The sequence below is a fragment of the Microbacterium sp. M3 genome (assembly GCF_033548675.1).
Classification (GTDB): domain Bacteria; phylum Actinomycetota; class Actinomycetes; order Actinomycetales; family Microbacteriaceae; genus Microbacterium; species Microbacterium arthrosphaerae.
Map to the genome: position 1 here is coordinate 327,989 of NZ_JAWTZT010000002.1, position 23,717 is coordinate 351,705.

The window sequence follows — 23,717 nt, forward strand, 5'->3', positions numbered from 1 at the left end:
TCAATCACCACGGTAGAGAAGGGCGCGCTCGGATATGCGCGCGGCGAGCCGGTCGGGTCCGGCAGCCAGGATGCTGCGGCTCTCCGACGCTACCACCGCATCGGCCAGGTCGCCGTAGCGAGACCGCAGGTCCCGCGGTTCCGCACCCTGGTGACCGAAGCCCGGACCGAGGATCGGTGTCACCGGAGCGAACGGCGCGAGTCCGGCATCCGTCCAGTCCACCGTCGCGCCGATGACGAAACCGAGGCTCGCCCACTCCCCCGCGGGCGTCGTGCGGGCGTTCCGGTCGGAGACCTCCGACACGATCTCCGCCGACACGGTGCCCGTGGATGCCCCGCGTGCGCGCTGCAGCGCCAGCGCCTCGGGATTGCTCGTCGCGGCGAGGACGAAGACGCCCTTGTCATGGCGCTCCGCGAGGTCGAACGCGCCCTCGAGCGCGCCGACGCCGAGGAACGGACTCACGGTGACGGCGTCGGCCTCGAGCGGCGACCCCGGCGTGAGCCAGGCCGCCGCGTACGCGTCCATGGTCGAGCCGATGTCGCCGCGCTTGGCGTCGGCGATCACCACCAGCCCGGCGGCCCGGGCGCTCGCGATGACCTCCTCGAGCGCCGCGAAGCCGGCCGAGCCGTAGCACTCGAAGAACGACACCTGCGGCTTGACGATGCCGACCTCGCCGGCGGCGGCCTCGACCACGCGCAGCCCGAACGACCGCACGCCGGCGGCCGAGGCATCCAGCCCCCACTCCGCCAGCAGCGACGCGTGCGGATCGATGCCGACGCACAGCTGCCCGTGCGTCGCCATCGCGGCGCGGACGCGCTCGCCGAATGAGGTCATCCGCGGCCCAGCCTCTCGGTGGCGTACTCCTGCAGGCTCTTGACGTCGAAGCCCTCGCGCAGCACCGGCAGCGCGCTCACCGCGGCGCCCAGCACGGCCATCGTGGTGAACAGCGCCTTGTCGCCGGCGACCGCCGCGGCGCGGATCTCGTAGCCGTCGGCGCGGGCCGCACCGCCCGAGGGCGTGTTCACGACGATGTCGATGTCGCCGGCGTTGATGAGGTCGACGATGTTGGTGCCGCCCGACTCCTGCGTCTCGGAGTACTTGTTCACGATGCGCACGTCGATGCCGTTGCGGGCGAGGATCTCGGCCGTGCCCTCGGTGGCGACGAGGTCGAAGCCGAGCTCCTGCAGGCGGTGGGCGGGAAGGATGACCGCGCGCTTGTCGCTGTCGGCGACCGAGATGAACACGGTCCCCTGCTGCGGCATGCCGCCGTACGCGGCCTCCTGCGACTTCGCGAATGCCGTCGGGAAGTCGCGGTCGATGCCCATGACCTCGCCGGTGGAACGCATCTCGGGGCCGAGCACCGAGTCGACGGTCTGCCCGTCGGCGGTGCGGAACCGCTTGAACGGCAGCACCGCCTCCTTGACGGCGACCGGCGCGTCCAGGGGCACGCGCGAGCCGTCCTCCTCCGGGAGGAGGCCCTCGGCCTTGAGCTCGGCGACCGTGGCGCCGGCCATGATGCGCGATGCGGCCTTGGCGAGCGGGATTCCGAGCGCCTTCGACACGAACGGGACCGTGCGGCTGGCGCGCGGGTTCGCCTCGATGACGTAGAGCACCCCGGCCGAGATGGCGAACTGCACGTTCAGGAGGCCGCGGACGCCGACGCCCTGCGCGATCGCGTGCGTCGCCTCGCGGACCCGGTCGATGTCGGTGCGGCCAAGGCTCACCGGCGGCAGCGTGCACGACGAGTCGCCGGAGTGGATGCCGGCCTCCTCGAGGTGCTCCATGACGCCGCCGATGTACAGCTCCTCGCCGTCGAACAGCGCGTCGACGTCGATCTCGATCGCGTCGTCGAGGAAGCGGTCGACGAGCAGCGGCAGGCCCGGGCCGATGATGGCCTGGTCGGCGATGCGCAGGAAGTAGTCGCGCAGCGCCTCGGTCGAGTACACGATCTCCATGCCGCGCCCGCCGAGCACGAAGCTCGGGCGCACCAGCACCGGGTAGCCGATCTCCTCCGCCACGGCGACCGCGCCTTCGACGTCGATGGCGGTGCCGTTGCGCGGGGCGACGAGTCCGGCGTCGTCGAGGAGGCGCGAGAACAGCTCGCGCTCCTCGGCGAGATCGATCGCCGCGGGCTTGGTGCCGAGGATCGTGTAGCCCGCCTCCTCGATGCCCTTCGCCAGACCCAGCGGGGTCTGCCCGCCGAGCTGGCAGATGACGCCGAGGATGGTGCCCGACTGCGACTCGGCATGCAGCACCTCGAGGACGTCCTCGAGGGTCAGCGGCTCGAAGTACAGGCGGTCGGACGTGTCGTAGTCGGTCGACACCGTCTCGGGATTGCAGTTGACCATGACGGTCTCGTAGCCGGCGTCGGCGAGGGCGAACGACGCGTGCACGCACGAGTAGTCGAACTCGACGCCCTGGCCGATGCGGTTGGGGCCCGAGCCGATGATGACGACCTTGGTGCGCTCGGACGGCGTGACCTCGGTCTCGAAGTCGTAGCTCGAGTAGTGGTACGGCGTCAGCGCCGGGAACTCCCCCGCGCACGTGTCGACGGTCTTGTAGACCGGGCGCACGCCGAGACCGTGACGGATGTCGCGGACCTCGGTCTCGCTGTCGCCGCGCAGCTGTGCGATCTGGGCGTCGCTGAAGCCGTGCTCCTTCGCGACGCGCAGGGTGGCGGCATCCAGCTCCGCGGCCGTGCGCACGTGCTCGGCGACCTCGTTGATGAGCGCGATCTGGTCGAGGAACCAGGGATCGATCTTGGTCGCCTCGAAGGCCTGCTCGATCGTCGCGCCCTTGCGCATCGCCTGCTGCAGCACGACGATGCGGCCGTCGGTCGGGGTCTGCGCGATCTCGAGCAGCTCGTCGACCGAGCGGTCCTCGTCGCCCCAGTGGAAGCTCGATCCGCGCTTCTCGAGCGAGCGCAGCGCCTTCTGCAGCGCGGTGGCGTAGTTGCGGCCGATCGCCATCGCCTCGCCCACCGACTTCATGGTGGTGGTCAGCGTCGTGTCGGCGGCGGGGAACTTCTCGAAGTTGAAGCGCGGCACCTTGACGACGATGTAGTCGAGCGTCGGCTCGAAGCTCGCGGGCGTCGCCTGCGTGATGTCGTTCGGCACCTCGTCGAGGCGGTAGCCGATCGCGAGCTTGGCGGCGAGCTTGGCGATCGGGAAGCCCGTGGCCTTCGAGGCGAGCGCCGAGGAGCGCGAGACGCGCGGGTTCATCTCGATGACGATGATGCGCCCGTTCTCGGGGTTGACCGCGAACTGGATGTTGCAGCCGCCGGTGTCGACGCCGACCGCCCGGATGATGTCGATGCCGATGTCGCGGAGCTTCTGGTACTCGCGGTCGGTCAGCGTGAGCGCCGGAGCCACCGTGATGGAGTCGCCGGTGTGGACGCCCACGGGGTCGACGTTCTCGATCGAGCAGACGACGACCGTGTTGTCGGCCGTGTCGCGCATGAGCTCGAGCTCGTACTCCTTCCACCCGAGGATCGACTCCTCGAGCAGCACCTCGTTGGTCGGCGAGTCGTGGAGGCCCGCGCCGCCGATGCGGCGCAGATCCTCCTCGTCGTACGCGAAGCCGGAGCCGAGGCCGCCCATGGTGAAGGACGGGCGCACGACCAGCGGGTAGCCGAGCTGCGCGGCGCCGGCGAGGAGATCGTCCATGGAGTGGCAGATGACGGATGCCGCGACATCCGCGCCCGCCTCGATCACGAGCTCCTTGAAGATCTGGCGGTCCTCGCCCTTGCGGATGGCGTCGACCTTGGCGCCGATGAGCTCGACGTCGTACTTCTCGAGGATCCCCTGGTCGTGGAGTGCCATCGCGGCGTTGAGGGCGGTCTGGCCGCCGAGCGTGGGCAGGATCGCGTCGGGCTTCTCCTTCGCGATGATCGTCTCGATCACCGCGGGCGTGATCGGCTCGATGTACGTCGCGTCGGCGAAGTCCGGGTCGGTCATGATCGTCGCCGGGTTCGAGTTCACGAGGATGACGCGCACGCCCTCCTCGCGGAGCACGCGGCAGGCCTGCGTGCCCGAGTAGTCGAACTCGCACGCCTGGCCGATGACGATGGGGCCGGATCCGATGACGAGGACGGAGTTGATGTCGTCGCGCTTGGGCATTACTTCGCGGCCTTCTTCTCGAGGTTCGCGACCACGAGGTCGCGGAAGCGGTCGAACAGGTAGTTGGCGTCGTGGGGGCCGGCGGCCGCCTCGGGGTGGTACTGCACCGAGAACGCCGGGATGTCGAGCGCGCGCAGTCCTTCGACCACCTGATCGTTGAGGCCGACGTGGCTCACCTCGACCTTGCCGTAGCCGTTCGGGCTGTCGAACGAGCCCTCCACGGGGGCGTCGACCGCGAAGCCGTGGTTGTGGGCGGTGATCTCCACGCGGCCGGTCGCCTTGTCGAGCACGGGCTGGTTGATGCCACGGTGGCCGAACGGCAGCTTGTACGTGCCGAGACCGAGGGCGCGCCCGAGCAGCTGGTTGCCGAAGCAGATGCCGAAGAAGGGCAGTCCGTCGTCGAGCACGCCGCGCAGCAGGTCGACGTGGTCGCCCGAGGCGGCGGGGTCGCCGGGGCCGTTCGAGTAGAACACGGCGACGGGCTCGATCGCGCGGATCTGGTCGATCGTGACGTTCTGCGGCAGCACGTGCACCTCGAAGCCGCGCGCGGCGAGGTTGTCGACGGTGGCCTGCTTCACGCCGAGGTCGAGCACGGCCAGGTTGCCGATGCGCTCGCCCCGGGCGGGCGTGACCTCGGCGGCGGCCACCGACACGGCGGCGGAGAGGTTCTGCCCCGCCATCTCGGGCGCCTCGCGCACCAGCCGCAGCTGCTCCTCGGGGTCGATGCCCGCGGCGTCACCGGAGAAGATGCCGCCGCGCATGCTGCCGGCGGAGCGGATGTGGCGGGTCACCGCGCGGGTGTCGATCCCGCTGATCCCCACGACGCCGTCGCTCTCGAGGGCGTCGTCGAGCGACTCGTCGGCGCGCCAGTTCGACACCACGCGGGAAGGGTCGCGCACGATGTAGCCCGACACCCAGATGCGGCGGGACTCGGGGTCTTCGCCGTTCATGCCGGTGTTGCCGATGTGCGGTGCCGTCTGCAGCACGATCTGGCCGGCGTAGGAGGGATCGGTCAGCGTCTCCTGATAGCCGGTCATGCCGGTCGAGAAGACGACTTCGCCGAGGGTCGTCCCCACGGCGCCGTAGGCGCGGCCGGAGTGACGGGTCCCGTCCTCGAGCACGAGGACGGCCGGGTCGGTCTGGAAGAGGGAGGTCATGCGGCGGTTCCCGTCTGGGTCGGCGGAAGGATGGCGGCCACGGCGTCGGCGAGGGCGCGGGCCGAGGCATCCTGGGGTCGGAAGTAGGAGTCGACGGTGGTGTTCGCGTCGGTGCGCCAGGTGAGGCGCGTGAGGCCGCCCGGCTCGACCACGCGGTCGATCGCGACGGTGGACTGGCTGACGTCGACGATCTGCTCGGGGGCGAGCAGGAAGGGCTCCTGCCCCGTCATCGCGACCGCCACGCCCTCGTCCGCGACGGTGACCGTCGCCTTCGAGCGGAACCCCATGCCGGGGGCGGCGATGCGCTCCAGGGGCGCATAGCGGCGGGTGGTGGCGACATAGAGCACGTCGTAGCTGCCGCGGACGTGGGCATCGGCGGGGAGCTCGCCCGGATGGACGAGCGCGACCGCGTCGCGTCGCATGCGACGCCACCAGGCCCAGACGAGCAGTCCGATGAGACCCACCGCCACGGCGACGATGATCGTGAGCGCGCCCTCGCGGGTCATGCGCGCACCCCCGGGGCGGCGAGCAGCGCGCCGTCGGCGACCGTCACCGTTCCCTGGTGCAGCGTCCAGCGCACGTCGCCCGGGAGCTCGCGACCGAGGTAGGGCGAGTTGACGCTGCGGCCGCGGAGGTCGTCGGTGGTGAAGGTGCGACGCGGGGACGGATCGTAGAACGCGAGGGATGCCGGGTGCCCCTCGGTGAGCGGCGTGCCGTGGCCGGCCAGCCGGCCGATGCGGGCGGGCTCCCGCGACATGACGCGGGCGACGTCGCCCCATGTGATGAGGCCGGTGTCGACCATCGACTGCTGCACGACCCGCAGTGCGCTCTCGAGCCCGACCATGCCGTTGGCGGCGGCCTGCCATTCGCAGGCCTTGGCCTCGGCCGGATGCGGCGCGTGGTCGGTGGCGACGATGTCGATGGTCCCGTCGGCGAGTCCTTCGCGCACCGCCAGGACATCCTCCTCCCGGCGGAGCGGCGGGTTCACCTTGAACCGCGCGTCGTAGTCGCGCACGAGCTCGTCGGTCAGCAGCAGGTGGTGCGGAGTGACCTCGGCGGTCACGTCGACGCCGCGCTTCTTCGCCCAGCGGATGATCTCCACCGAGCCGGCGGTGGACAGGTGGCACACGTGCAGGCGCGAGCCCACGTGCTCGGCCAGCAGGACGTCGCGGGCGATGATCGACTCCTCGGCGACGGCCGGCCACCCGGCGAGCCCGAGTTCGGCCGAGACGCGGCCCTCGTTCATCTGGGCGCCCTCGGTGAGGCGGGGATCCTGCGCGTGCTGGGCGATCACGCCGTCGAACGCCTTCACGTACTCCAGCGCTCGCCGCATGATGAGCGGGTCCCACACGCAGAAGCCGTCGTCGCTGAACACGCGCACCCGGGCCCGGGAATCGGCCATCGCGCCGAGTTCGGCGAGTCGCTCGCCCTTCTGCCCGACGGTCACGGCGCCGATCGGCTGGACCGTGACGTAGCCCGCAGCCTCGCCGAGCGCGAGCTCCTGCTCGACGACGCCGGCCGTGTCGGCGACGGGTGAGGTGTTGGGCATCGCGAAGACCGCGGTGTAGCCGCCCGCAGCCGCTGCGCGCGATCCCGTGAGGATCGTCTCGGATGCCTCGTACCCGGGTTCGCGCAGGTGCGTGTGCAGATCGACCAGCCCTGGCAGCAGCACCAGCCCGTCGACGTCCACGACGGTCGCACCCGCCCGGCTCAGCCCGGTGCCGACCTCCGCGATGACGCCGTCGGCGACGACGAGGTCTGCCGCCGTGCTGCCTTCGACCAGTGCCCCGCGGAAGAGAAGGGTCTCGCTCATCTGGTGGTCTCCTTCTCTGTGGCATCTCCGCCGGTGGTGGTGGCGGCATCCGTCGTGCTGTCGCGCTCCGCCCCTGCCAGCAGCAGGTAGAGCGCGGCCATGCGCACCGAGACGCCGTTGGCGACCTGCTCGAGCACCGTCGAGCGGGGCGAGTCAGCGGCTTCCGCGGAGATCTCCAGGCCCCGGTTCATGGGTCCGGGGTGCATGACAATGCTATCGGCTCCCAAGGCGCGCAGGCGGTTCGCGTCCAGCCCCCATCTCCGGGAATACTCCCGTTCAGTGGGGAAATACGCCGCGTTCATGCGTTCCAGCTGGATCCGGAGCATCATCAGGGCGTCGGGCTGCGCGGCGATCGCCTCGTCGAGGTCGTAGACCACCCGTGCCGGCCAGTTCGTCACGTCCTGCGGGACGAGGGTGGGTGGCGCGACGAGGGTGACGTCGGCGCCGAGCGTGTGCAGCAGCCACACGTTCGAGCGGGCGACCCGCGAGTGGAGGACGTCGCCCACGATCGTGACCTTCGCGCCGGTGAGATCGCGGCCGCGGCTGTCGTCGCCGAAGCGGCGCTTGCGGATGGTGAACGCGTCCAGCAGCGCCTGCGTCGGATGCTCGTGCGTGCCGTCGCCGGCGTTGACGACCCCGGCGCTGATCCAGCCGCTCGTGGCCAGCGTGCGCGGCGCGCCGGAGGCGCCGTGCCGGATGACGACGGCGTCCGCCCCCATCGCCTGCAGCGTCTGCGCGGTGTCCTGGAGAGACTCCCCCTTCGACACGCTCGAGCCCGTGGCCGAGAAGTTGATGACGTCGGCCGACAGGCGCTTCGCGGCCGCCTCGAACGAGATGCGGGTGCGGGTGGAGTCCTCGAAGAACAGGTTCACGACGGTCTTGCCCCGCAGCGTCGGGAGCTTCTTGACCTCACGGCGCTGGGTGTCGGCCATGTCCTCGGCGACGTCGAGGATGCGCAGCGCGTCCTCGCGCGCGAGGGTCTGGGTGTCGAGCAGGTGCCTCATGACTCGATCGTCACCTCTTCGGCGCCGTCGGTCTCGGCGAGGCGGACGTTCACGCGCTCGTCGCGGGAGCTGGGCAGGTTCTTGCCGACGAAGTCCGGGCGGATCGGCAGCTCGCGGTGCCCCCGGTCCACGAGGGTGGCCAGGCGCACCACGGCGGGTCGCCCGATGTCTTGCAGGGCGTCGAGAGCGGCGCGGATGCTGCGCCCCGAGAAGAGCACGTCGTCGACGAGGACGACGACCTTGCCGTCGATGCCGCCCGCCGGGATCTGCGTCGGCTGCGGGGCACGCGTCGGGTTGCGGTGGAGATCGTCGCGGTACATCGTGACGTCGAGTGAGCCGACGGGGACGTCGGCGCCGCCGAACTGCGCGACCAGAGCGCCGATGCGATGCGCGAGAGTGACGCCGCGCGTCGGGATCCCGAGGAGGACGAGGCCGTCGGATCCCTTGTTGGACTCGAGGATCTCGTGCGAGATCCGAGTCAGGGCCCGCGCCATGTCGGCTTGTGTCATGACGACGCGAGGCAGCACGGTACGCGTGCTCATCCGCCGCTCCCTTCTCCGCCTCACGGGACGGGGTTAAAGGTTGCTGTGATCGTCGGCCAGTCTACGGCACGGCGCAGGCCGGTCCCCAATCGGGACCGGCCTGCGCCGTGTGGAGCTGCGCGTGCGTCAGGAGCGCGGCGCAGGGCCGCGGAGCACGCGCGAGGCGACGACCAGCGCCGCCGCGATGAGCACGGCGTTCTTGAAGATGTACTGGCCGGTGAGCGTCGGCCCGGCGGTGCCGAAGACCTCGGCCGGCAGCAGCACGATCGGCGAGAGGATGCCGACGAACGCGAACGCCAGCACGACGAGGCCCACACGGGCGAACGCCCCGCCGAGGATGAGGAGCGCCCCCGCAGTGACCTCGATGACCGCGGTCGCGACGAGCGCGGCCTGCCCGCTGACCAGGCCGAACGTGAGCTTCTCCCACGTCGCGCTCACGAGCGCCTCGACCGGGCTCACGCCGGGGAAGAGCTTCAGCGCGCCGAACACGGCGAACACCGTGCCGAGGGCGATGCGCAGCGCGGGGATGCTCCAGCGCTGCAGCGAGGTCTTCAGCGCGGCCTCGGCACGAGCCTCGAAGGCGAGGAGGGCCGCGATCGGGCTCGGGCGGCCGGTGGACGACGGGACGACGCCGGCGGCGCCGCGGACGGGGACAGTAGTCATGGCGTGATTCCTTCGGGTTCTGATCGCCCGCGATCGCAGGCACGGTGATCAGGACCCGAAGGAATCCCGCGGTGATACGCCCCGGTGCAGATTGGCCGCTGTCGCACACACGTCCGCGCGTCCGGCTGTCGTCGCGTTGTGGGAGTCCTACAACTGAACGGCGTCCTCGGTGCTCACGCGGCGGGAGTGCTGGCCGCGCGGAAGAGGTCGTCCTCGACCTGGGACGCGCGGATCGGGTGCCCCTGGCTGGTGAGGCACTTGCCGCTGGCGAGATCCCACTTCCAGTCGTGGAGAGAGCACGTCAGCACGCCGTCCTCGATCTTGCCCGTCTTCGTCAGGTCCGCCCGCAGGTGCGGGCACCGCCGCTGGACCATCCAGTCCCCGAGCTGGGCGTCCTCCGTCTGGTCGGTCTGCTCGGCGTACCAGTTCTCGACGTACTCGATCCGATCGCGCGAGAGGCACTTGAGGAACGTGGTGAGGAACTCGTTGAACTTGCCGCTGCGACCGACCTCGAACTGCATCGAGAGGAAGATCGAGTTGGACCAGTCGATCTCGTGGTCGCGGATGTTCGTCGACACGAGGTCCGCCGGGATCGTGTACCAGTAGATGCACTCCTCGCCGGCGTACTCGCGCACCTTGGCCTTCGGGAAGTCGACCACCATGTCGAGCTCGCCGATCCGGAACCGCACGTTGCCGCCCACGCCGTTGCGGATGGTCCGCCCGCGACGCAGCAGCGGCTCCCACCACTCGCGGATCGCGGCGAGCATCTCGTCCGGCGGCAGCACCGGGGCGCGCGAGGCCTCTTCCGCGCGGATCTCGTCCTGACGCGTGTCGCGCTGCTCGGCGAGGTACGACCACTTGTCGTCGAAGACGCGGTCGATCTCAGCCTCGGTGTACAGCGTCTGCGTGACCGACAGATCGCCGTCGACGAGCTCGACCACGGTGCCGGGAAGGAACTCGTAGCCCTTCTGCTCCGGGCGCAGCTCCCGCATGTGGGCGAGGAACTCGCGCTGGTCGGTGAAGATCGCGTCGCCGTCGAGACCCTGGCCGTTGTAGCGGAAGAGCTCCTCGCGCAGGAACATCGGAGGCCCCGCCATCGGGAAGACGTGCTCGGCGTCGACCTTCTCGATGTAGTACATCGCGCGCTTGTTCTGCGCGTCGCGCTTGAGCTTGGCGAAGTTCTGCTTGGCGTCCTGCGGCAGGTCGTAGACCATCGGCCACCAGATCGCGCCCGACACCTGCGTGAAGTACGCCTCGGGTTTGGAGAACGACATCAGCTTCTCGAGGTCGAGCGGGTGCGAGTCGTTCTGATTCAGGATGCTCGCGGTGCCGTCGTCGACGCTGAGCGACGAATCGCCGATCGGGCCGTCGCTGGGGGCGCGCAGCGGCGTGACCATGACCTTGAGAGGCCCGAACTCGAGCGGCACGCCTGCCTGCGTGTAGACGATGTTGTCGTAGCCGAGCCCGCGGAGGTCCTGCTCGAGGTCGTCGGTCGGGTACTCCGGCAGCAGCACCTTGATGGTCTTCGGGATGTGGCGCTCCATGAGAGCGGGGTCGAAGTGGTCGCGATGGCGGTGCGAGATGTAGAGGAAGTCGGCCTTGCCGTACTTCTCCCAGTCGAGGCCCCGGTTGTCGGGGAACGGGAACCACGACCCGAAGAAGGTCGGGCCGATCACCGGATCGCAGAGAATGCTGCCGCCGGCCGTCTCGATGTACATTCCGGCGTGGCCGAGGCCCGTGATGCGCATGGGGTGTGTCCTCCTGTGTCGAACCAGTTGATTCTAGGCGAGGCCCACGGGCGCGGCTGGGCGTCCCGGCCGTGCAAAAGGCGATCGGCCGGGCGCGCCGGCGCGCGAGGGGCGGTCAGGCGTCGAAGAGGCCGCGGATGTCGTCGGCGGTGAGTGCCTGCCCGAACAGGGCGTCGTCGTCCATCACCGACCGGAAGAGGCGCGCCTTCCGCTGCTGCAGCGCCATCACCTTCTCCTCGATGGTGCCGGCGGCGATGAGGCGGTAGACCATCACGCTGCGATGCTGGCCGATCCGGTGCGCGCGGTCGGTCGCCTGCGCCTCGGCCGCGGGGTTCCACCACGGGTCCAGCAGGAAGACGTAGTCCGCCTCGGTCAGTGTGAGCCCGAAGCCGCCGGCCTTGAGGCTGATGAGGAAGACGGGCGCCTCTCCCCCGCGGAATGCGGTGATCGCGGCATCCCGGTCTCTCGTCGACCCGTCGAGATACGCGTACGGGATGCCGCGCTCTTCCAGTGCGGTCGCCACCAGCGCGAGGAACGAGGTGAACTGACTGAAGACGAGGGCGCGGTGCCCCTCGGCGAGCGCCTCGTCGAGCTGCTCGAACAGCGGACCGAGCTTGCTCGGGGGGATGTGCGCATCCGCGGGATCGACCAGACCCGGTGCGAGGCTCAGCAGCCGGAGCAGGGTCAGCGACCGGAACACGATGAACCGGTTGCGGTCGAGGTCGTCCAGCAGCCCGAGCACCTTCTGCCGCTCGCGCTGGAGCACGGTGTCGTAGAGCGCCCGGTGTGCGGGCCCGAGCTCGATCCGCACCTCCTGCTCCTGCTTCGGCGGCAGGTCGGCGGCGACCAGCTCCTTCGTGCGCCGCAGCACGAGCGGCCGGATGCGTCGTCGCAGTCGAGCGAGACGCCCCGCGCGGTAGGCGCCGCCCTCCTGGTTCTCGGGCACCTTCCCCTTCTCGATCGGACCGACGTACTCCTCGCGGAATCGTCGCGCGGACGCGAAGAGTCCCGGCGCGGTGAGCGAGAGCAGCGCCCACAGCTCGGTGAGGCTGTTCTCCAGCGGGGTGCCGGTGACCGCGAAGACCACATCGGCCGGCAGATCGCGTGCCGCCCGGTACGCCTTGGTCTGGCTGTTCTTGACGAACTGCGCCTCGTCGAGGATCAGGCCCGCCCATCGGAGGCCGGCGAACTCCTGCTCGTCGAGGCGCAGCAGCGCGTAGGACGTCACGACGAGATCGGCGCCGGCCGCCGTCTCCGCGACGCTCGTCCCGCGCTTGGCGCGCGTGGCGTCGACCACGGCGACGCGCAGATCCGGTGTGAACCGCGCGGCCTCGGTGCGCCAGGTCGAGAGCACCGACGTCGGCGCCACGACGAGGAACGGGCGCGTCTCGCCCTGCTCCTTCGCGTGCGCCAGCAGGGCGAGCAGCTGCAGCGTCTTGCCGAGCCCCATGTCGTCGGCGAGGATCCCGCCGAGCCGGTGGCCCCACAGGAACGCCAGCCACTCGAACCCCGTCCGCTGGTACGGGCGCAGGTCGGCGTGCAGCCCGGAAGGCAGCGCCGTGGCCGGTACGCCGTCCGCATCGCGCAGCGCGTCGACCGTGGCCCGCCATGACACGGCCGGCTGAGCCTCATCGGCCAGATCCTCGAAATCGGCCCAGAGCGCGGTCTGATAGCGGCTGATGCGGGGCCCGGTCTCCCACTCGTCGAGGTCCCCGGCCTCGTCTATGAGGTCTCGCAGCCGCTGGAGCGAGGGGTGCGACAACGAGAAGTACGCGCCGTCGCTGAGCAGGATCTTCTTGCGGCCGCGCGAGAGCGCCGTGAAGAGCGTGCCGAACGGGATGCGGCGGCCGTCGATCGTCACGACCACGCCGAGATCGAACCAGTCCGAGTCGGTCGTCTCGACCGAGGTGATGTCGATCCGCGGGTCGCCGGCGAGCTCGCGATAGGGCGGGCGCTCGCCGGAGATCTCGATCCGCACGTCGGCGTCGCCCTCGAGCTCGGGCAGCAGCCGTGCCGAGAACTCCGCCGCGTCGAGGCCGGTCAGGCTGCCGGCGGGGGCGAAGTCGACGGGCGCGTGATCGCGCCACAGCGCCTCGGTACGAGCGCGGATCGCCGCTTCCGCGGCCGTGTCGCGGTCGCCGCCGGTCCCCTCGAACCCGAGGAGGTCGCCGCGGCCGTACCGCCACGAGAGGGTGTACACGACCCGATGGCCGGGCTCGAAGCGCACCAGCAGCACCAGCTCGGGCCGCGGGGGTGCCGCGACGTCCAGCCCCGGCGCCTCCACGGTCACCCGCCGAGCGATGCGCGGCAGATGCTCCTGAACGAACTCGGGCGCCTCTTCGGGCGGCACCGTCACGGGCTCGGTCGAGCCGAGCAGCGCCGGCAGGGGGTCGGGCAGCGCGGCCGCCGCCAGCACCAGGTCGAGGCGGTCCCCCGCCACGGCGAACCGGTACACGCCGGTGCGCCCCACCGGGCGCACGGCGGCGGGGTCCGCGCGCTCGCCGTCGAGCGTCACGAGCGCGGAGACCTCCACGCCGCCTCCCGGACGCCGCCGCGCCTGCACGGCGAGGGCGGCCCGTGCGGCCATCGACACACTGGTGCCCCGCCGCGTGGGGACGAGCGGGATGCCGTGCTCCCCGGCCGTGGCGAGGTGCGGCCACAGCAGGCTCGACTCGATGTCGTCGAGCGTGAGCCACTCCGACACGTCGGAGAACGCGCCGAAGGAGCGCACGTCGCGTCCGATGCTGTGCAGCTCCGCGAACCAGCGGGCCTGCGCCGGGTCATACGCGGTCGACGGCCGACGCAGTACGTCCCATGAGACGCCGCTCTTGATCCACGCCTCGGATCGCTCGGAGCGCTGGAGCGGGCGGAGTCCGACGAGCACGTCGGTGCCGTGCTGGTGCAGACCGCGCGGCGTCGCGCTCTCGACCCGCGCGGGCGCCCACGTCGAGGCGCCGCGGCGGACGCGCTGGCGCAGCTCCACACCGAGCGCGAGCGGCGTCCGGGCGCGCTGCGCGCCGGTCTCGGGCGAGAGCACCGTGCGCCACGCGGACGCCCCCGCGGGGCGCGGTGCCGTCGTCGCCGCGGCGTTGGCCGCCAGGAGCGTCGCCACCGTGTGCTTGCAGTCGAACTGCACCGGGCAGGTGCACGAGGTCGCCGCGATCGGGCGGTCCGGCCGGTGCGGATCGAGCCGGATGCGGCAGCGGTAGGTGCGCCCCGCGCTTCCCGAGACGACGGACTCCATCACCGACGCGCCGGCATCCCAGGCGACCCGGAGGACGGCGCCGCCTCTGAAGTAGGCGACGCCGCGCTCGTACGAGCCACTGTCGGTGAATCCGCGGACGTGCACGGGGTCGACGAACGGCGGCGAGGTCACGGCATCCATCCTGACGAACCCTCCCGACAGCGCCGTAGGAGGATGCCGCTCAGGACGCGCGGGCGATGCGCGCGAGGACGCCGTGGACGAACGCGCCCGAGTCGTCGGTCGAGAACTCCTTGGCGAGCTCCACCGCCTCGTCGATCGCGACTGCGGCCGGGACCTCGTCGTTGTACATGAGCTCCCACGTGGCGATGCGCAGGACCGCGCGATCGACCGCGGGCATGCGGGCGAGCGACCAGTCCTTCGCGAACGTCGTGATCTGCTCGTCGATCGCGTCCTGGTTGTCGATCACGCCGTCGACGATCTCGCGCGCGTACAGCCAGGACGCCTGGCGGGCGGGCTCGCCGGCGGCGCGCTTCGCCTCGGCGGCGAGGATGGTCGCCGGCTGGTCGCCGCGGACGTCGGCCTGGAACAGGATGTCGAGCGCGCGCTTGCGCGCCTTCGTGCGGGCACTCATCGGTCAGGCGACCCGGCGGTCAGTTGACGCGGCCGAGGTAGTCGCCCGTGCGCGTGTCGACCTTGACCTTGGTGCCGGTCTCGACGAAGAGGGGAACCTGGATCTCGTACCCGGTCTCGACGGTGGCCGCCTTGGTGCCCGCCGACGAGCGGTCGCCCTGCAGGCCCGGCTCGGTGTACGTGATCTCGAGGACGACGGATGCCGGGAGCTCGACGTAGAGCGGGTTGCCGTTGTTCAGCGCGATCTGCACCTGCTGGTTCTCGAGCAGGAAGTGCGCCGCGTCGCCGACCGTGGCCGCGCCGACGTTGATCTGGTCGTAGTCCTCGACGTCCATGAAGACGAAGTTGTCGCCGTCGTTGTAGAGGTAGGTGAAGTCGCGGCGGTCGACGTTCTCGATGTCGATCTTCGCGCCGGCGTTGTACGTGCGGTCGACGACCTTGCCCGACACGACGTTCTTGAGCTTCGTGCGGACGAACGCGCCGCCCTTGCCGGGCTTGACGTGCTGGAACTCGATGACGTTCCAGAGCTGGCCGTCGATGCTGAGGACGACGCCGTTCTTGATGTCTGCGGTGGATGCCATGAGCGTGGAAGTCCGTTTCGTTGAAGATGAGGAGGCGGCCGGGGCCCGTCGCCGAACGCGGGGGCCGCCAGCGCCGACGTTCGATTCTACGGGATGCCTCGTCCGCGGCCGATTCGCGGGCGTGCGAGCGGTGTCAGCCGTCGGTGGTCTCGGTGATCACCGCGATGAGCCGGTCGACGGCCGTGGCGTAACCGGCGACCCCTTCGCCGACCACGTGGACGACCGCGACGTCGGCGACGTACGAGTGGTGGCGGAACTCCTCCCGCGCCCTGACGTCGGAGATGTGCACCTCGGCGACGGGCAGCGCGACGCCCGACAGCGCGTCGCGCAGCACGACGGAGGTGTGGGTGAGGCCCCCCGGGTTGATCACGATGCCGGCGCAGTCCTCGCGGGCGGCGTGGATGGCGTCGAGCAGGACGCCCTCGTGATTGCTCTGCACGGCGCGCACCTCGAATCCGCGCCGGGCTGCGGCATCCGTCGTCACCTGCTCGACATCGGCGAGCGTCTGCGTGCCGTAGACCGCCGGCTCGCGGATGCCGAGGAGGTTGAGATTGGGGCCGTTGACGAGGAGGAGGCGGCGCGGCGTGCTCACCCGCCCACCCTATCGCCGGCTCAGGCGGCGGGCTGCGGGCCGGCGGGCTGCTCCTCGGCGGCGTCCTCGGCACGGTACTGCGCGAGCAGCTGCTTCTCGCGCTCGTACTTCGGGAACGCGAAGAAGACCAGCACGGCGCCGACGAGCACGGCGATGACGCCGGCGAGATACGCCCACGTCTGGCCCTGCTCGAACGACTGCTGCGCGGCGGTGATGATGGCATCCGAGTACTGCGGGTACTGGTCGGCGACATCGGACGCGCTGGCGAACGACTTCGTCAGCTGGCTCTGCACCGACGAGGTGATCTGGTCGGCGTCCGGTGAGTCGCCGATGAGCTTGTTCGCCGACGCCGCGTACCCCGCGGTCAGCAGCGCGCCGAGGATCGACTGCATGATCGCGCCGCCGAGGTCTCGCTGCAGATCCGCCGTGCCCGATGCCATTCCCGCGCGGCGCACCGGCACGGCGCCGGTGAGCGAGTGGGAGGCCGGCGTGCCGGCGAGGCCCACGCCCGCGCCGACGAAGGCGTAGCCGAGGCCGACCGCCCAGTAGTCGGCGCTGCCCGTCCACAGCAGCAGCATGGTGAGGAAGCCGAGCAGCACGGCGGCGTAGCCGAGGAGCAGCGTGAAGCGGGCGCCCTTCGCCTCGACGAGCTTGGCCGACCGGGGAGCGAGCAGCACCATGAAGATCGCGGCCGGCAGGATGGCGAAGCCCGACTCGAGGGTCGAGTAGCCGAGCACGTTCTGCAGGTACTGCTGCCCGATGAACATCGCGCCCATCAGTGCGCCGAAGACGATGACTCCCGCGCACGCGGCCACCCAGAAGATGGGCCGTGCGGCGATCCGCAGGTCGTAGAGCGGGTTCTTGGCGCGGCGCTGGCGGATGACGAAGGCGATCAGCGCTGCGGCGCCGATGACGGACAGCCCCAGGACCAGGGTTCCCGCGTCGGGGACGGCCGCGAAGTTGATCGCGAGGATGAGGCCGCCTACGAGGATCGCCGAGAGGAAGCCGCCCAGGTTGTCGACGGGATCGGTCGATTCGTTGACGTGACTGGGCACGACCTTGATCACCAGCGGAACGGCGATCAGGATCAGCGGGATCGTCAGGAGGAACACCGAGCCCCAGTGGAAGAACTCCAGCAGCACGCCCGACATCAGCGGCCCGAGCGCCGAGATCGCGCCGCCCGTCGCCGACCACAGCGCGATCGAACGGGTCCGCGCGGGGCCGGACCACAGTGCCGTGATGAGGGCGAGTGTCGTGGGGTACGCCATGCCGGCGGCGAGACCGCCCACGATGCGCGCGATGATGAGGACGTCGACGGTCGGTGCGAAGGCGGCGACGATGCCGGCCGGAAGCGACAGCAGCACGCCGATCAGCAGCATCATCTTGCGGCCGTAGCGGTCGCCGACCGCGCCGAGCCACAGCACCGAGGCGGCCAGGCCCAGCGAGTACCCGACGGCGACGAGGTTCAGCTCGGTCTGCGAGGCGTCGAAGGCCTTGCCGATGTCGGGCAGCGCCACGTTGGCGACCGACAGCGGCAGGTTCGCGACAGCGGCGACGAGGATGAGCGTCGACAGGATCGCGCCCGCCCGTGCCGGCGCGTTGGTGGTGCTGGTGCTCATGGGAGGCTCCATCCGACAGGCGCCCGAGCGCGCCTCACCGAGAGTCTGGCAGGAGCGCGCGCTCGGCGGCATCACGTCGATTCCATGAAACGCCGTGCGGCGGCGGAATCCGGCCGCCGACGAGCTCGACGAGCGCGACGACTCGACGAGCTCAGAGAACGCGCGCCATCTCCAGCTCCGGGCCGATGCGCGCGGTGAACCTCACGCCGGTCGGCGCGAAGCCGTTCCGGCGGTACGCCGCCTGCGCACGGGCGTTGTCGGCGTGCACGTCGAGCGTGAGCCGGGCGAGCCCCTGCGCCGCGGTCCATTCCGCCGCGGCGTCCAGGAGCCCGTCGATGACGCCCCGCCCCCGCGCGCTCGGACGCACGTAGACGCCCACGACGTCGGCGCGGGAGACGTAGACCGTGCGCCCGGTGTGGTCGGCGATCCCCGCGGGCCGCACGAGGACGGTGGCCGTGCCGACCCACTCGCCGTCGACCTCGGCGACGAACTGCGCCGCCTCGCCCCCGGCCGCGGCGCGGGCCGCGCGCGCCCGCCAGAACCCGTCGTCGTGCGCGAGCTCCTCCTCGGGCGTGTACAGGAAGGCGATCGCGGCGTCCGGATCGCTCACGGCCTCGATCCGCAGGTCGCGCACACGCGGCCACTCGTCCGCGCGGATGCGTCGCACGGTGGCCGCTGCCGTCACCCCGCGACCTCCTGGTACGCGGCGAAGAGCAGCGACTCGTCGGGGGCCTGCAGCACCGTGGGCTTCGCGATGTCGTCGAGCACGATGAAGCGCAGCATGCCGCCGCGGCTCTTCTTGTCGCGCTGCATCGTGGCCAGCAGCTGCGGCCAGGCGCCGGAGCGGTAGGTCGTCGGCAGCCCCAGGGTCTCGAGGATGTCGCGGTGACGCTGGGCTGCGGCATCCGGAAGCCGGCCCGCGAGTCGCGACAGCTCCGCCGCGAAGACCATGCCGACCGAGATGGCGGCCCCGTGGCGCCAGCGGTAGCGCTCGGCGTGCTCGATCGCGTGGCCGAGGGTGTGGCCGTAGTTGAGGATCTCGCGCAGGCCCGCCTCGCGAAGGTCCTCCCCCACGACCTGCGCCTTCATCCCGATGGCCAGCTCGATGGTGCGCCGGAAGGCGGCGCTCTGCGGGTCGACGGCGCTCTCGGGATCCGCCTCGACGAGCTCGAGGATCTCGGGTGCCCAGATGAACCCGGCCTTGACGACCTCGGCGTAGCCGGCGACGCGCTCGTTGCGCGACAGGGTGTCGAGCAGCTCGAGGTCGCAGATCACCGCGCGCGGCGCCCAGAAGGCGCCCACCAGGTTCTTGCCCTCGGCGGTGTTGACGCCCGTCTTGCCGCCGACGGCCGCGTCGACCATGCCGAGCACCGTGGTGGGAACCTGCACCACCTCGACGCCGCGCAGCCAGGTCGCCGCGACGAACCCGGCCAGATCGGTCACCGCTCCCCCACCGAACCCGACGACGGCGTCGGTGCGGGTGAAGTCGGCCTTGCCCATGACCTGCCAGCAGAAGGCGGCCACCTCGATGCGCTTGCCGGCCTCGGCGTCGGGGATCTCGGCGAGCAGCACCTCGCGGTCGCCCACGAGCTGGGTCCGCAGCCGCTCTGCCTCCGCGGCGAGCGTCGGCGGGTGGATGACGAGCACCTTGCGCGCCGCGGCGGGCAGCGCCTCGCCGAGGGACGACAGGATGCCGCGCCCCACGGTGATGCCGTAGCTCGCATCTCCGTTCACGGTGATGGTCGTGGCGTCCGTCACTTCGTCTGCTCCTTCTCGTCCGCGCCGCGCACCCAGGAGACCAGTGCGTCGACGACATCCTGCACGGGGCCGCTCGACGTGTCGAACGTCACGTCGGCGAGCTCCTCGTAGACCGGCCGGCGCTCCTCGAAGATGGCGGTCCAGCGCTCGATCGCGTCGTCGGCCTGCAGCAGCGGCCGGTTCGAGTCGCGCACGCGCCCCGCGACCACGCGCGGCGACACCGTCAAGAGGACGACGCGGCGCGCTGCGAGGTCGACGCGTGTCTCGGGGTGGAGCACCGCGCCGCCGCCGAGCGAGACGATGCCGCCCGTCGCCAGCCCCTCGACGACCGCTTCCCGCTCGAGGGCGCGGAAGTGGGCTTCGCCGTGCTCGCTGAACAGCTGCTCGATCGGCCCGTGGTCGCGCACGACGGCGGCGTCGGTGTCGAAGAACCGGATGCCGAGGGCCCGGGCCGCCTTCTTCCCGATGCTGGTCTTGCCGGCCCCCATCGGGCCGATCAGCACGACGGCGTCAGAGGGCGAGGTCATGCTCGGCGAGACCGGCGTCGCTCGCGGCCGCGCTGCGCAGCGCGTCGGGGATCGCCGCGAGGTAGCCCTCGATGTTGCGGCGGGTCTCGGCGACGCTGTCGCCCCCGAACTTCTCCAGCACCACGTCGGCGAGCACGACGGCGACCATCGCCTCGGCGACCACGCCGGCCGCCGGCACCGCGCACACGTCGGAGCGCTGGTGGTGGGCCGAGGCGGCGTCGCCGGTCGACACGTCGACGGTGCGGAGCGCCCGTGGCACCGTGGCGATCGGCTTCATGCCGGCGCGGACGCGCAGCACGGTGCCGGTGGACATCCCGCCCTCGGTGCCGCCCGCCTTGTCGCTCGAGCGCGTGATGCCCTCGCCGGCGACGAACAGCTCGTCGTGCGCGGCCGATCCGCGGCGGCGCGTCGTCTCGAAGCCGTCGCCGACCTCGACGCCCTTGATCGCCTGGATGCTCATGAGCGCCTGCGCGAGCTTGGCGTCGAGGCGCCGGTCCCAGTGCACGTGCGAGCCGAGCCCCGGGGGCAGGCCGTAGGCGAGCACCTCGACGATGCCGCCGAGCGTGTCGCCGTCCTTGCGGGCGTCGTCGACCTCGGCCACCATCGCCTCGCTCGTCGCGGGGTCGAAGCAGCGCAGCGGGTCGGCGTCGAGCGCATCGACGTCGTCGGGCGTCGGCAGGGACGCGCCCTCGGGCACGCGCACCGGTCCGATCGAGAGGGTGTGGCTGACGAGACGGATGCCGAGCTCGGCCAGGAACGCGCGCGCGAGCGCACCCAGTGCGACGCGGGCGGCCGTCTCACGGGCGCTGGCGCGCTCGAGGATCGGCCGGGCCTCGTCGAAGCCGTACTTCTGCATGCCGACGAGGTCGGCGTGGCCCGGACGGGGACGCGTGAGCGCGGCGCCACGGCCGCGGGACTTGTCGGTCAGCTCGACCGGCTCGGCGCTCATGACCTCGACCCACTTGGGCCACTCGGTGTTGCCGATGCGCAGCGCGATGGGGCTGCCGAGGCTCGTCCCGTGTACGACGCCCGACGAGATCGTGAGCTCGTCCGCTTCGAACTTCATCCGCGAGCCGCGGCCGTAGCCGAGCTTGCGGCGCGCGAGATCCGCCTGGATCGCGGCGCGGGAGATGGGGACGCCCGCAGGCAGGCCCTCCATGACGGCGACGAGTTCGGGGCCGTGCGATTCGCCGGCCGTGAGCACGCGGAGCATTGGTCCAGTCTCCCACGCTCCGCGGGGCGGTTACGCCGCGGGAGGCTCCTCGAGCGCGCGGCGCATGGCGACGAGCGCCTCCGCCTCGCCGTCGAGCGCCGCGCCGGCGTCGCCGTCGCGGAAGACGCGGATCTGCAGCACCGCCTGGTGCAGCAGCATTCCGAGACCCGAGCGGGCCGTGCCGCCCGCCCGCTCCCACGCCGCCGACAGCGCGGTGGGCCAGTGGCCGTAGACGACGTCGAGCAGCAGACCGCCGGAGCCGGCGAGGGCGTCGGCCGCGGCATCCGGAACGGGCGCATCACCGGGCAGTGTCGCGATCGTGAGCGGCACCTCGGAGGGGACGGATGCCGCGAACGACGCGGTGGTGACCGTCAGGTCGAGCCCTCGGCCGAGCTCGGCGAGCGGTGCGACGGCCTCCGGTCGGCGGGCGACCACCTCGACTTCGCGCGCACCGAGCTCGGAAAGAGCGACCAGCGCCGAGGTGGCCGTGGCCCCGGCCCCGACGATGCGTGCGCGGTCGACGGCGGTGACCCCGTCGTCGGCGAGGGCGCGCACGATGCCGCCGACATCGGTGTTGAACCCGCGCGGACCGGCCTGGCCGAGGAGAAGCGTGTTGGCGGCGCCCGTGAGCGTCGCGTGGCGGTCGCGCTCGACGGCGGCCGCGAACGCCACACCCTTGAGCGGCATGGTGAGCGAGAGGCCTCGGAACGTGTCGTCGAGCGAGGTCAGCTCGCCGGTGAAGGCTGCCTCGCCCACCCGACGGCGTCCGTACGACCAGTCGAGGCCGAGCACGTCGTACGCGGCGGCGTGCAGCTGCGGCGAGCGGCTGTGCGCGATCGGGTCGCCCCAGACCTCCAGACGCGACGAGCCGGCGCTCAGCACCCCGAGCCCGGGTTGTCGCTGCACCACTGCTGCCACTGCTCCACGTACTTCAGGTGCTCGCGGTACGTCTCGGTGAAGATGGTCTCGCCGGTGTTCAGGTCGACCGTCACGAAGTAGAGCCACGGTCCGTCGGCGGGATGCATCGCCGCATCGATCGCGACGTCTCCCGGGTTGGAGATCGGTCCGACGGGCAGCCCGGTGTTCACGTAGGTGTTCCACGGGTTGGGGTCGTTCAGCGCCTCCTCCGAGGAGCTCACCGTGCCGTCGTGCATCTCGCCGTAGCCGAACTGGGCCGTCGAATCCATCTGCAGCTTGCCGAACGTCTCCTGGTTGTTCGGATCGAGCCGGTTCTGGATGACCGTCGACACCTTCTGCATGTCCTGCGGGTACCGCGCTTCGCGCTGGATGACCGAGGCGACGGTGAGGATGCGCTGCCGGTCCTCGACCGGGACGCCGGCCGCGTCGAGCGACTCGATGGTCCGGTTCACGAGCGTCTGGATCGCCGACTGCGCGGTGACACTCGGGTCGAAGGTGTACGTGGCCGGGAACAGCCAGCCTTCGAGCGGCTGCCCGCCCGCCGCGACGATCGCCGGGTCGACCGGCACGCCGTAGGCCGACGCGTCGGCGGCGGCGGTGGTGAGCTCTTCGAGCGGGATGCCGGTGCCCTCCGAGATGCGCTCGAGCGTGCCCTGCACGGTGAAGCCCTCGGGGATCTGCGCGGTGAACTCCTGCTTGTTGGCCGGGTCGAGCAGCGCGGTGAGGGCGGCCTCGCTGGTCATCTGCTTCTGCAGCCTGTAGACACCCGGCTGGAAGGGCGGGTTCTGCCCGGATTCGATCAGGTAGTCGTAGAACGCGTCGGCGGTCTTGGTGACGCCGGCGGCATGGAGCGACTCGGAGATGGGCATGCCGGTGTCGCCCGAATTGATGGTGACGTACACCTCGCCGTTCGCGAGGCCCGCCTCGTAGTCCTTCGGCTCCGCCCAGCCCATCACCTCGCGGATCTTGTCCTCGTAGGTGTTCCAGACGTAGAGCCCGCCGGCGGCGATGCCGCCGAGGAGGAGCAGCACGATGCCGAGCGCGATCCACCCGCCGATGCGGCGGCGTCGCTTGTTCTTGGGCGGGGGCACGTCGCCGATGTCGTCCGTCGAGGTCGATCCGCTGAAGAGGTCGTCGAGCGTCGCCGGCGTCGAACGAGCGCTCGGCTGCTCGTCGAAGCGTGCGGCGACAGTCGGGCGCGAGGAGGCGGCCGGGTTGGACGCCGGGGCGCCGGACAGGGCCCCGGACCCGGTGGCGCCGGACGCGGCGGTGCCCGACGCGGCGCCGCGGCTGTACGGCATCGCCGGTCCGACGCCGGCGCCCGCGAAGAGCCACGGCTCCTCGTCCTCGGCGGCGGGCTGGATGTCGACGGGCTGCGTCGGACGCGGGGTGCGCAGCGGCACCGGCTGGAACCCGCTGCCGGGTGCCGGTTCGGCCGGCATCGCGGCGCCGGCTGCCGGCGCCGGGGCCGGAGCGCTCGAGACGACGGGCGTCGAGCCGGTCACGAGCGCCGTCCACTCCGCCGCACGGTCGGCCGAGGGCGCCGACGCGGAAGCGTCATCGCCCGCGGGGGCCGCGGGCGTCGTCGGCGTCGCTCCCGTGGCCGCCCGGCGGGCGGCCTCGCGCGCC

Annotated in this window: 20 protein-coding genes; all 20 read right to left on the minus strand. The window is 71.4% G+C overall.

Annotated elements, in window-relative coordinates; genetic code table 11:
* Positions 1-834 (minus strand): orotidine-5'-phosphate decarboxylase, encoded by an 834-nt coding sequence (gene pyrF, locus R8Z57_RS06885; protein WP_318353036.1) that lies wholly within the window; start codon positions 832-834, stop codon positions 1-3.
* On the minus strand, positions 831-4,118 hold the full coding sequence (gene carB, locus R8Z57_RS06890; protein WP_318353037.1) for a carbamoyl-phosphate synthase large subunit: 3,288 nt from the start codon (positions 4,116-4,118) through the stop codon (positions 831-833). Before carB ends, pyrF begins: the two co-directional genes overlap by 4 nt.
* Positions 4,118-5,275, minus strand: a complete 1,158-nt coding sequence (gene carA, locus R8Z57_RS06895) for a glutamine-hydrolyzing carbamoyl-phosphate synthase small subunit (protein WP_318353038.1) — start codon at positions 5,273-5,275, stop codon at positions 4,118-4,120. The genes carB and carA overlap by 1 nt, the downstream gene beginning before the upstream one ends.
* Positions 5,272-5,781 (minus strand): hypothetical protein, encoded by a 510-nt coding sequence (locus R8Z57_RS06900; protein ID WP_318353039.1) that lies wholly within the window; start codon positions 5,779-5,781, stop codon positions 5,272-5,274. The genes carA and R8Z57_RS06900 overlap by 4 nt, the downstream gene beginning before the upstream one ends.
* On the minus strand, positions 5,778-7,088 hold the full coding sequence (locus R8Z57_RS06905; RefSeq protein WP_318353040.1) for a dihydroorotase: 1,311 nt from the start codon (positions 7,086-7,088) through the stop codon (positions 5,778-5,780). The genes R8Z57_RS06900 and R8Z57_RS06905 overlap by 4 nt, the downstream gene beginning before the upstream one ends.
* A complete protein-coding gene (locus R8Z57_RS06910) occupies positions 7,085-8,092 on the minus strand; it encodes an aspartate carbamoyltransferase catalytic subunit (protein WP_318353041.1) in 1,008 nt (335 codons plus the stop codon). The genes R8Z57_RS06905 and R8Z57_RS06910 overlap by 4 nt, the downstream gene beginning before the upstream one ends.
* On the minus strand, positions 8,089-8,634 hold the full coding sequence (pyrR, locus tag R8Z57_RS06915) for a bifunctional pyr operon transcriptional regulator/uracil phosphoribosyltransferase PyrR (RefSeq protein WP_318353042.1): 546 nt from the start codon (positions 8,632-8,634) through the stop codon (positions 8,089-8,091). Before pyrR ends, R8Z57_RS06910 begins: the two co-directional genes overlap by 4 nt.
* A 126-nt stretch (positions 8,635-8,760) precedes the next feature.
* On the minus strand, positions 8,761-9,297 hold the full coding sequence (locus tag R8Z57_RS06920) for a DoxX family membrane protein (protein WP_318353043.1): 537 nt from the start codon (positions 9,295-9,297) through the stop codon (positions 8,761-8,763).
* 173 nt (positions 9,298-9,470) lie between these two features.
* Positions 9,471-11,045 carry a Rieske 2Fe-2S domain-containing protein gene (locus tag R8Z57_RS06925; protein WP_318353044.1) on the minus strand — a complete coding sequence of 525 codons (1,575 nt, stop codon included), beginning with the start codon at positions 11,043-11,045 and terminating at the stop codon, positions 9,471-9,473.
* Positions 11,046-11,160: 115 nt separating this feature from the next.
* Complete coding sequence (locus R8Z57_RS06930; protein WP_318353045.1) at positions 11,161-14,421, minus strand: SNF2-related protein; 3,261 nt, start codon at positions 14,419-14,421, stop codon at positions 11,161-11,163.
* Positions 14,422-14,470: 49 nt separating this feature from the next.
* A complete protein-coding gene (gene nusB / locus R8Z57_RS06935; RefSeq protein ID WP_318353046.1) occupies positions 14,471-14,881 on the minus strand; it encodes a transcription antitermination factor NusB in 411 nt (136 codons plus the stop codon).
* 19 nt (positions 14,882-14,900) lie between these two features.
* Positions 14,901-15,461, minus strand: coding sequence for an elongation factor P (gene efp, locus R8Z57_RS06940; protein WP_045302503.1), 561 nt, complete (start codon positions 15,459-15,461; stop codon positions 14,901-14,903).
* Between the two features lie 133 nt (positions 15,462-15,594).
* Positions 15,595-16,053, minus strand: a complete 459-nt coding sequence (gene aroQ / locus R8Z57_RS06945) for a type II 3-dehydroquinate dehydratase (protein ID WP_318353047.1) — start codon at positions 16,051-16,053, stop codon at positions 15,595-15,597.
* A gap of 20 nt (positions 16,054-16,073) precedes the next feature.
* On the minus strand, positions 16,074-17,672 hold the full coding sequence (locus R8Z57_RS06950; protein WP_318353048.1) for an MFS transporter: 1,599 nt from the start codon (positions 17,670-17,672) through the stop codon (positions 16,074-16,076).
* Between the two features lie 151 nt (positions 17,673-17,823).
* Positions 17,824-18,357, minus strand: a complete 534-nt coding sequence (locus R8Z57_RS06955; RefSeq protein ID WP_318353049.1) for a GNAT family N-acetyltransferase — start codon at positions 18,355-18,357, stop codon at positions 17,824-17,826.
* Complete coding sequence (aroB, locus tag R8Z57_RS06960) at positions 18,354-19,430, minus strand: 3-dehydroquinate synthase (RefSeq protein ID WP_318353050.1); 1,077 nt, start codon at positions 19,428-19,430, stop codon at positions 18,354-18,356. The genes R8Z57_RS06955 and aroB overlap by 4 nt, the downstream gene beginning before the upstream one ends.
* Positions 19,427-19,957 (minus strand): shikimate kinase, encoded by a 531-nt coding sequence (locus R8Z57_RS06965; RefSeq protein WP_318353051.1) that lies wholly within the window; start codon positions 19,955-19,957, stop codon positions 19,427-19,429. The genes aroB and R8Z57_RS06965 overlap by 4 nt, the downstream gene beginning before the upstream one ends.
* Entirely contained in the window at positions 19,941-21,170 is a 1,230-nt protein-coding gene (gene aroC, locus R8Z57_RS06970) for a chorismate synthase (RefSeq protein ID WP_318353052.1), read from the minus strand. Before aroC ends, R8Z57_RS06965 begins: the two co-directional genes overlap by 17 nt.
* Positions 21,171-21,200: 30 nt before the next feature.
* The gene (locus tag R8Z57_RS06975) at positions 21,201-22,079 is read right to left on the minus strand and encodes a shikimate dehydrogenase (protein ID WP_318353053.1); all 879 of its coding nucleotides are present in this window, start codon (positions 22,077-22,079) and stop codon (positions 21,201-21,203) included.
* On the minus strand, positions 22,046-23,717 hold a 1,672-nt coding region (mltG, locus tag R8Z57_RS06980; protein ID WP_318353054.1), incomplete at its 5' end, for an endolytic transglycosylase MltG. The genes R8Z57_RS06975 and mltG, both read right to left, overlap by 34 nt.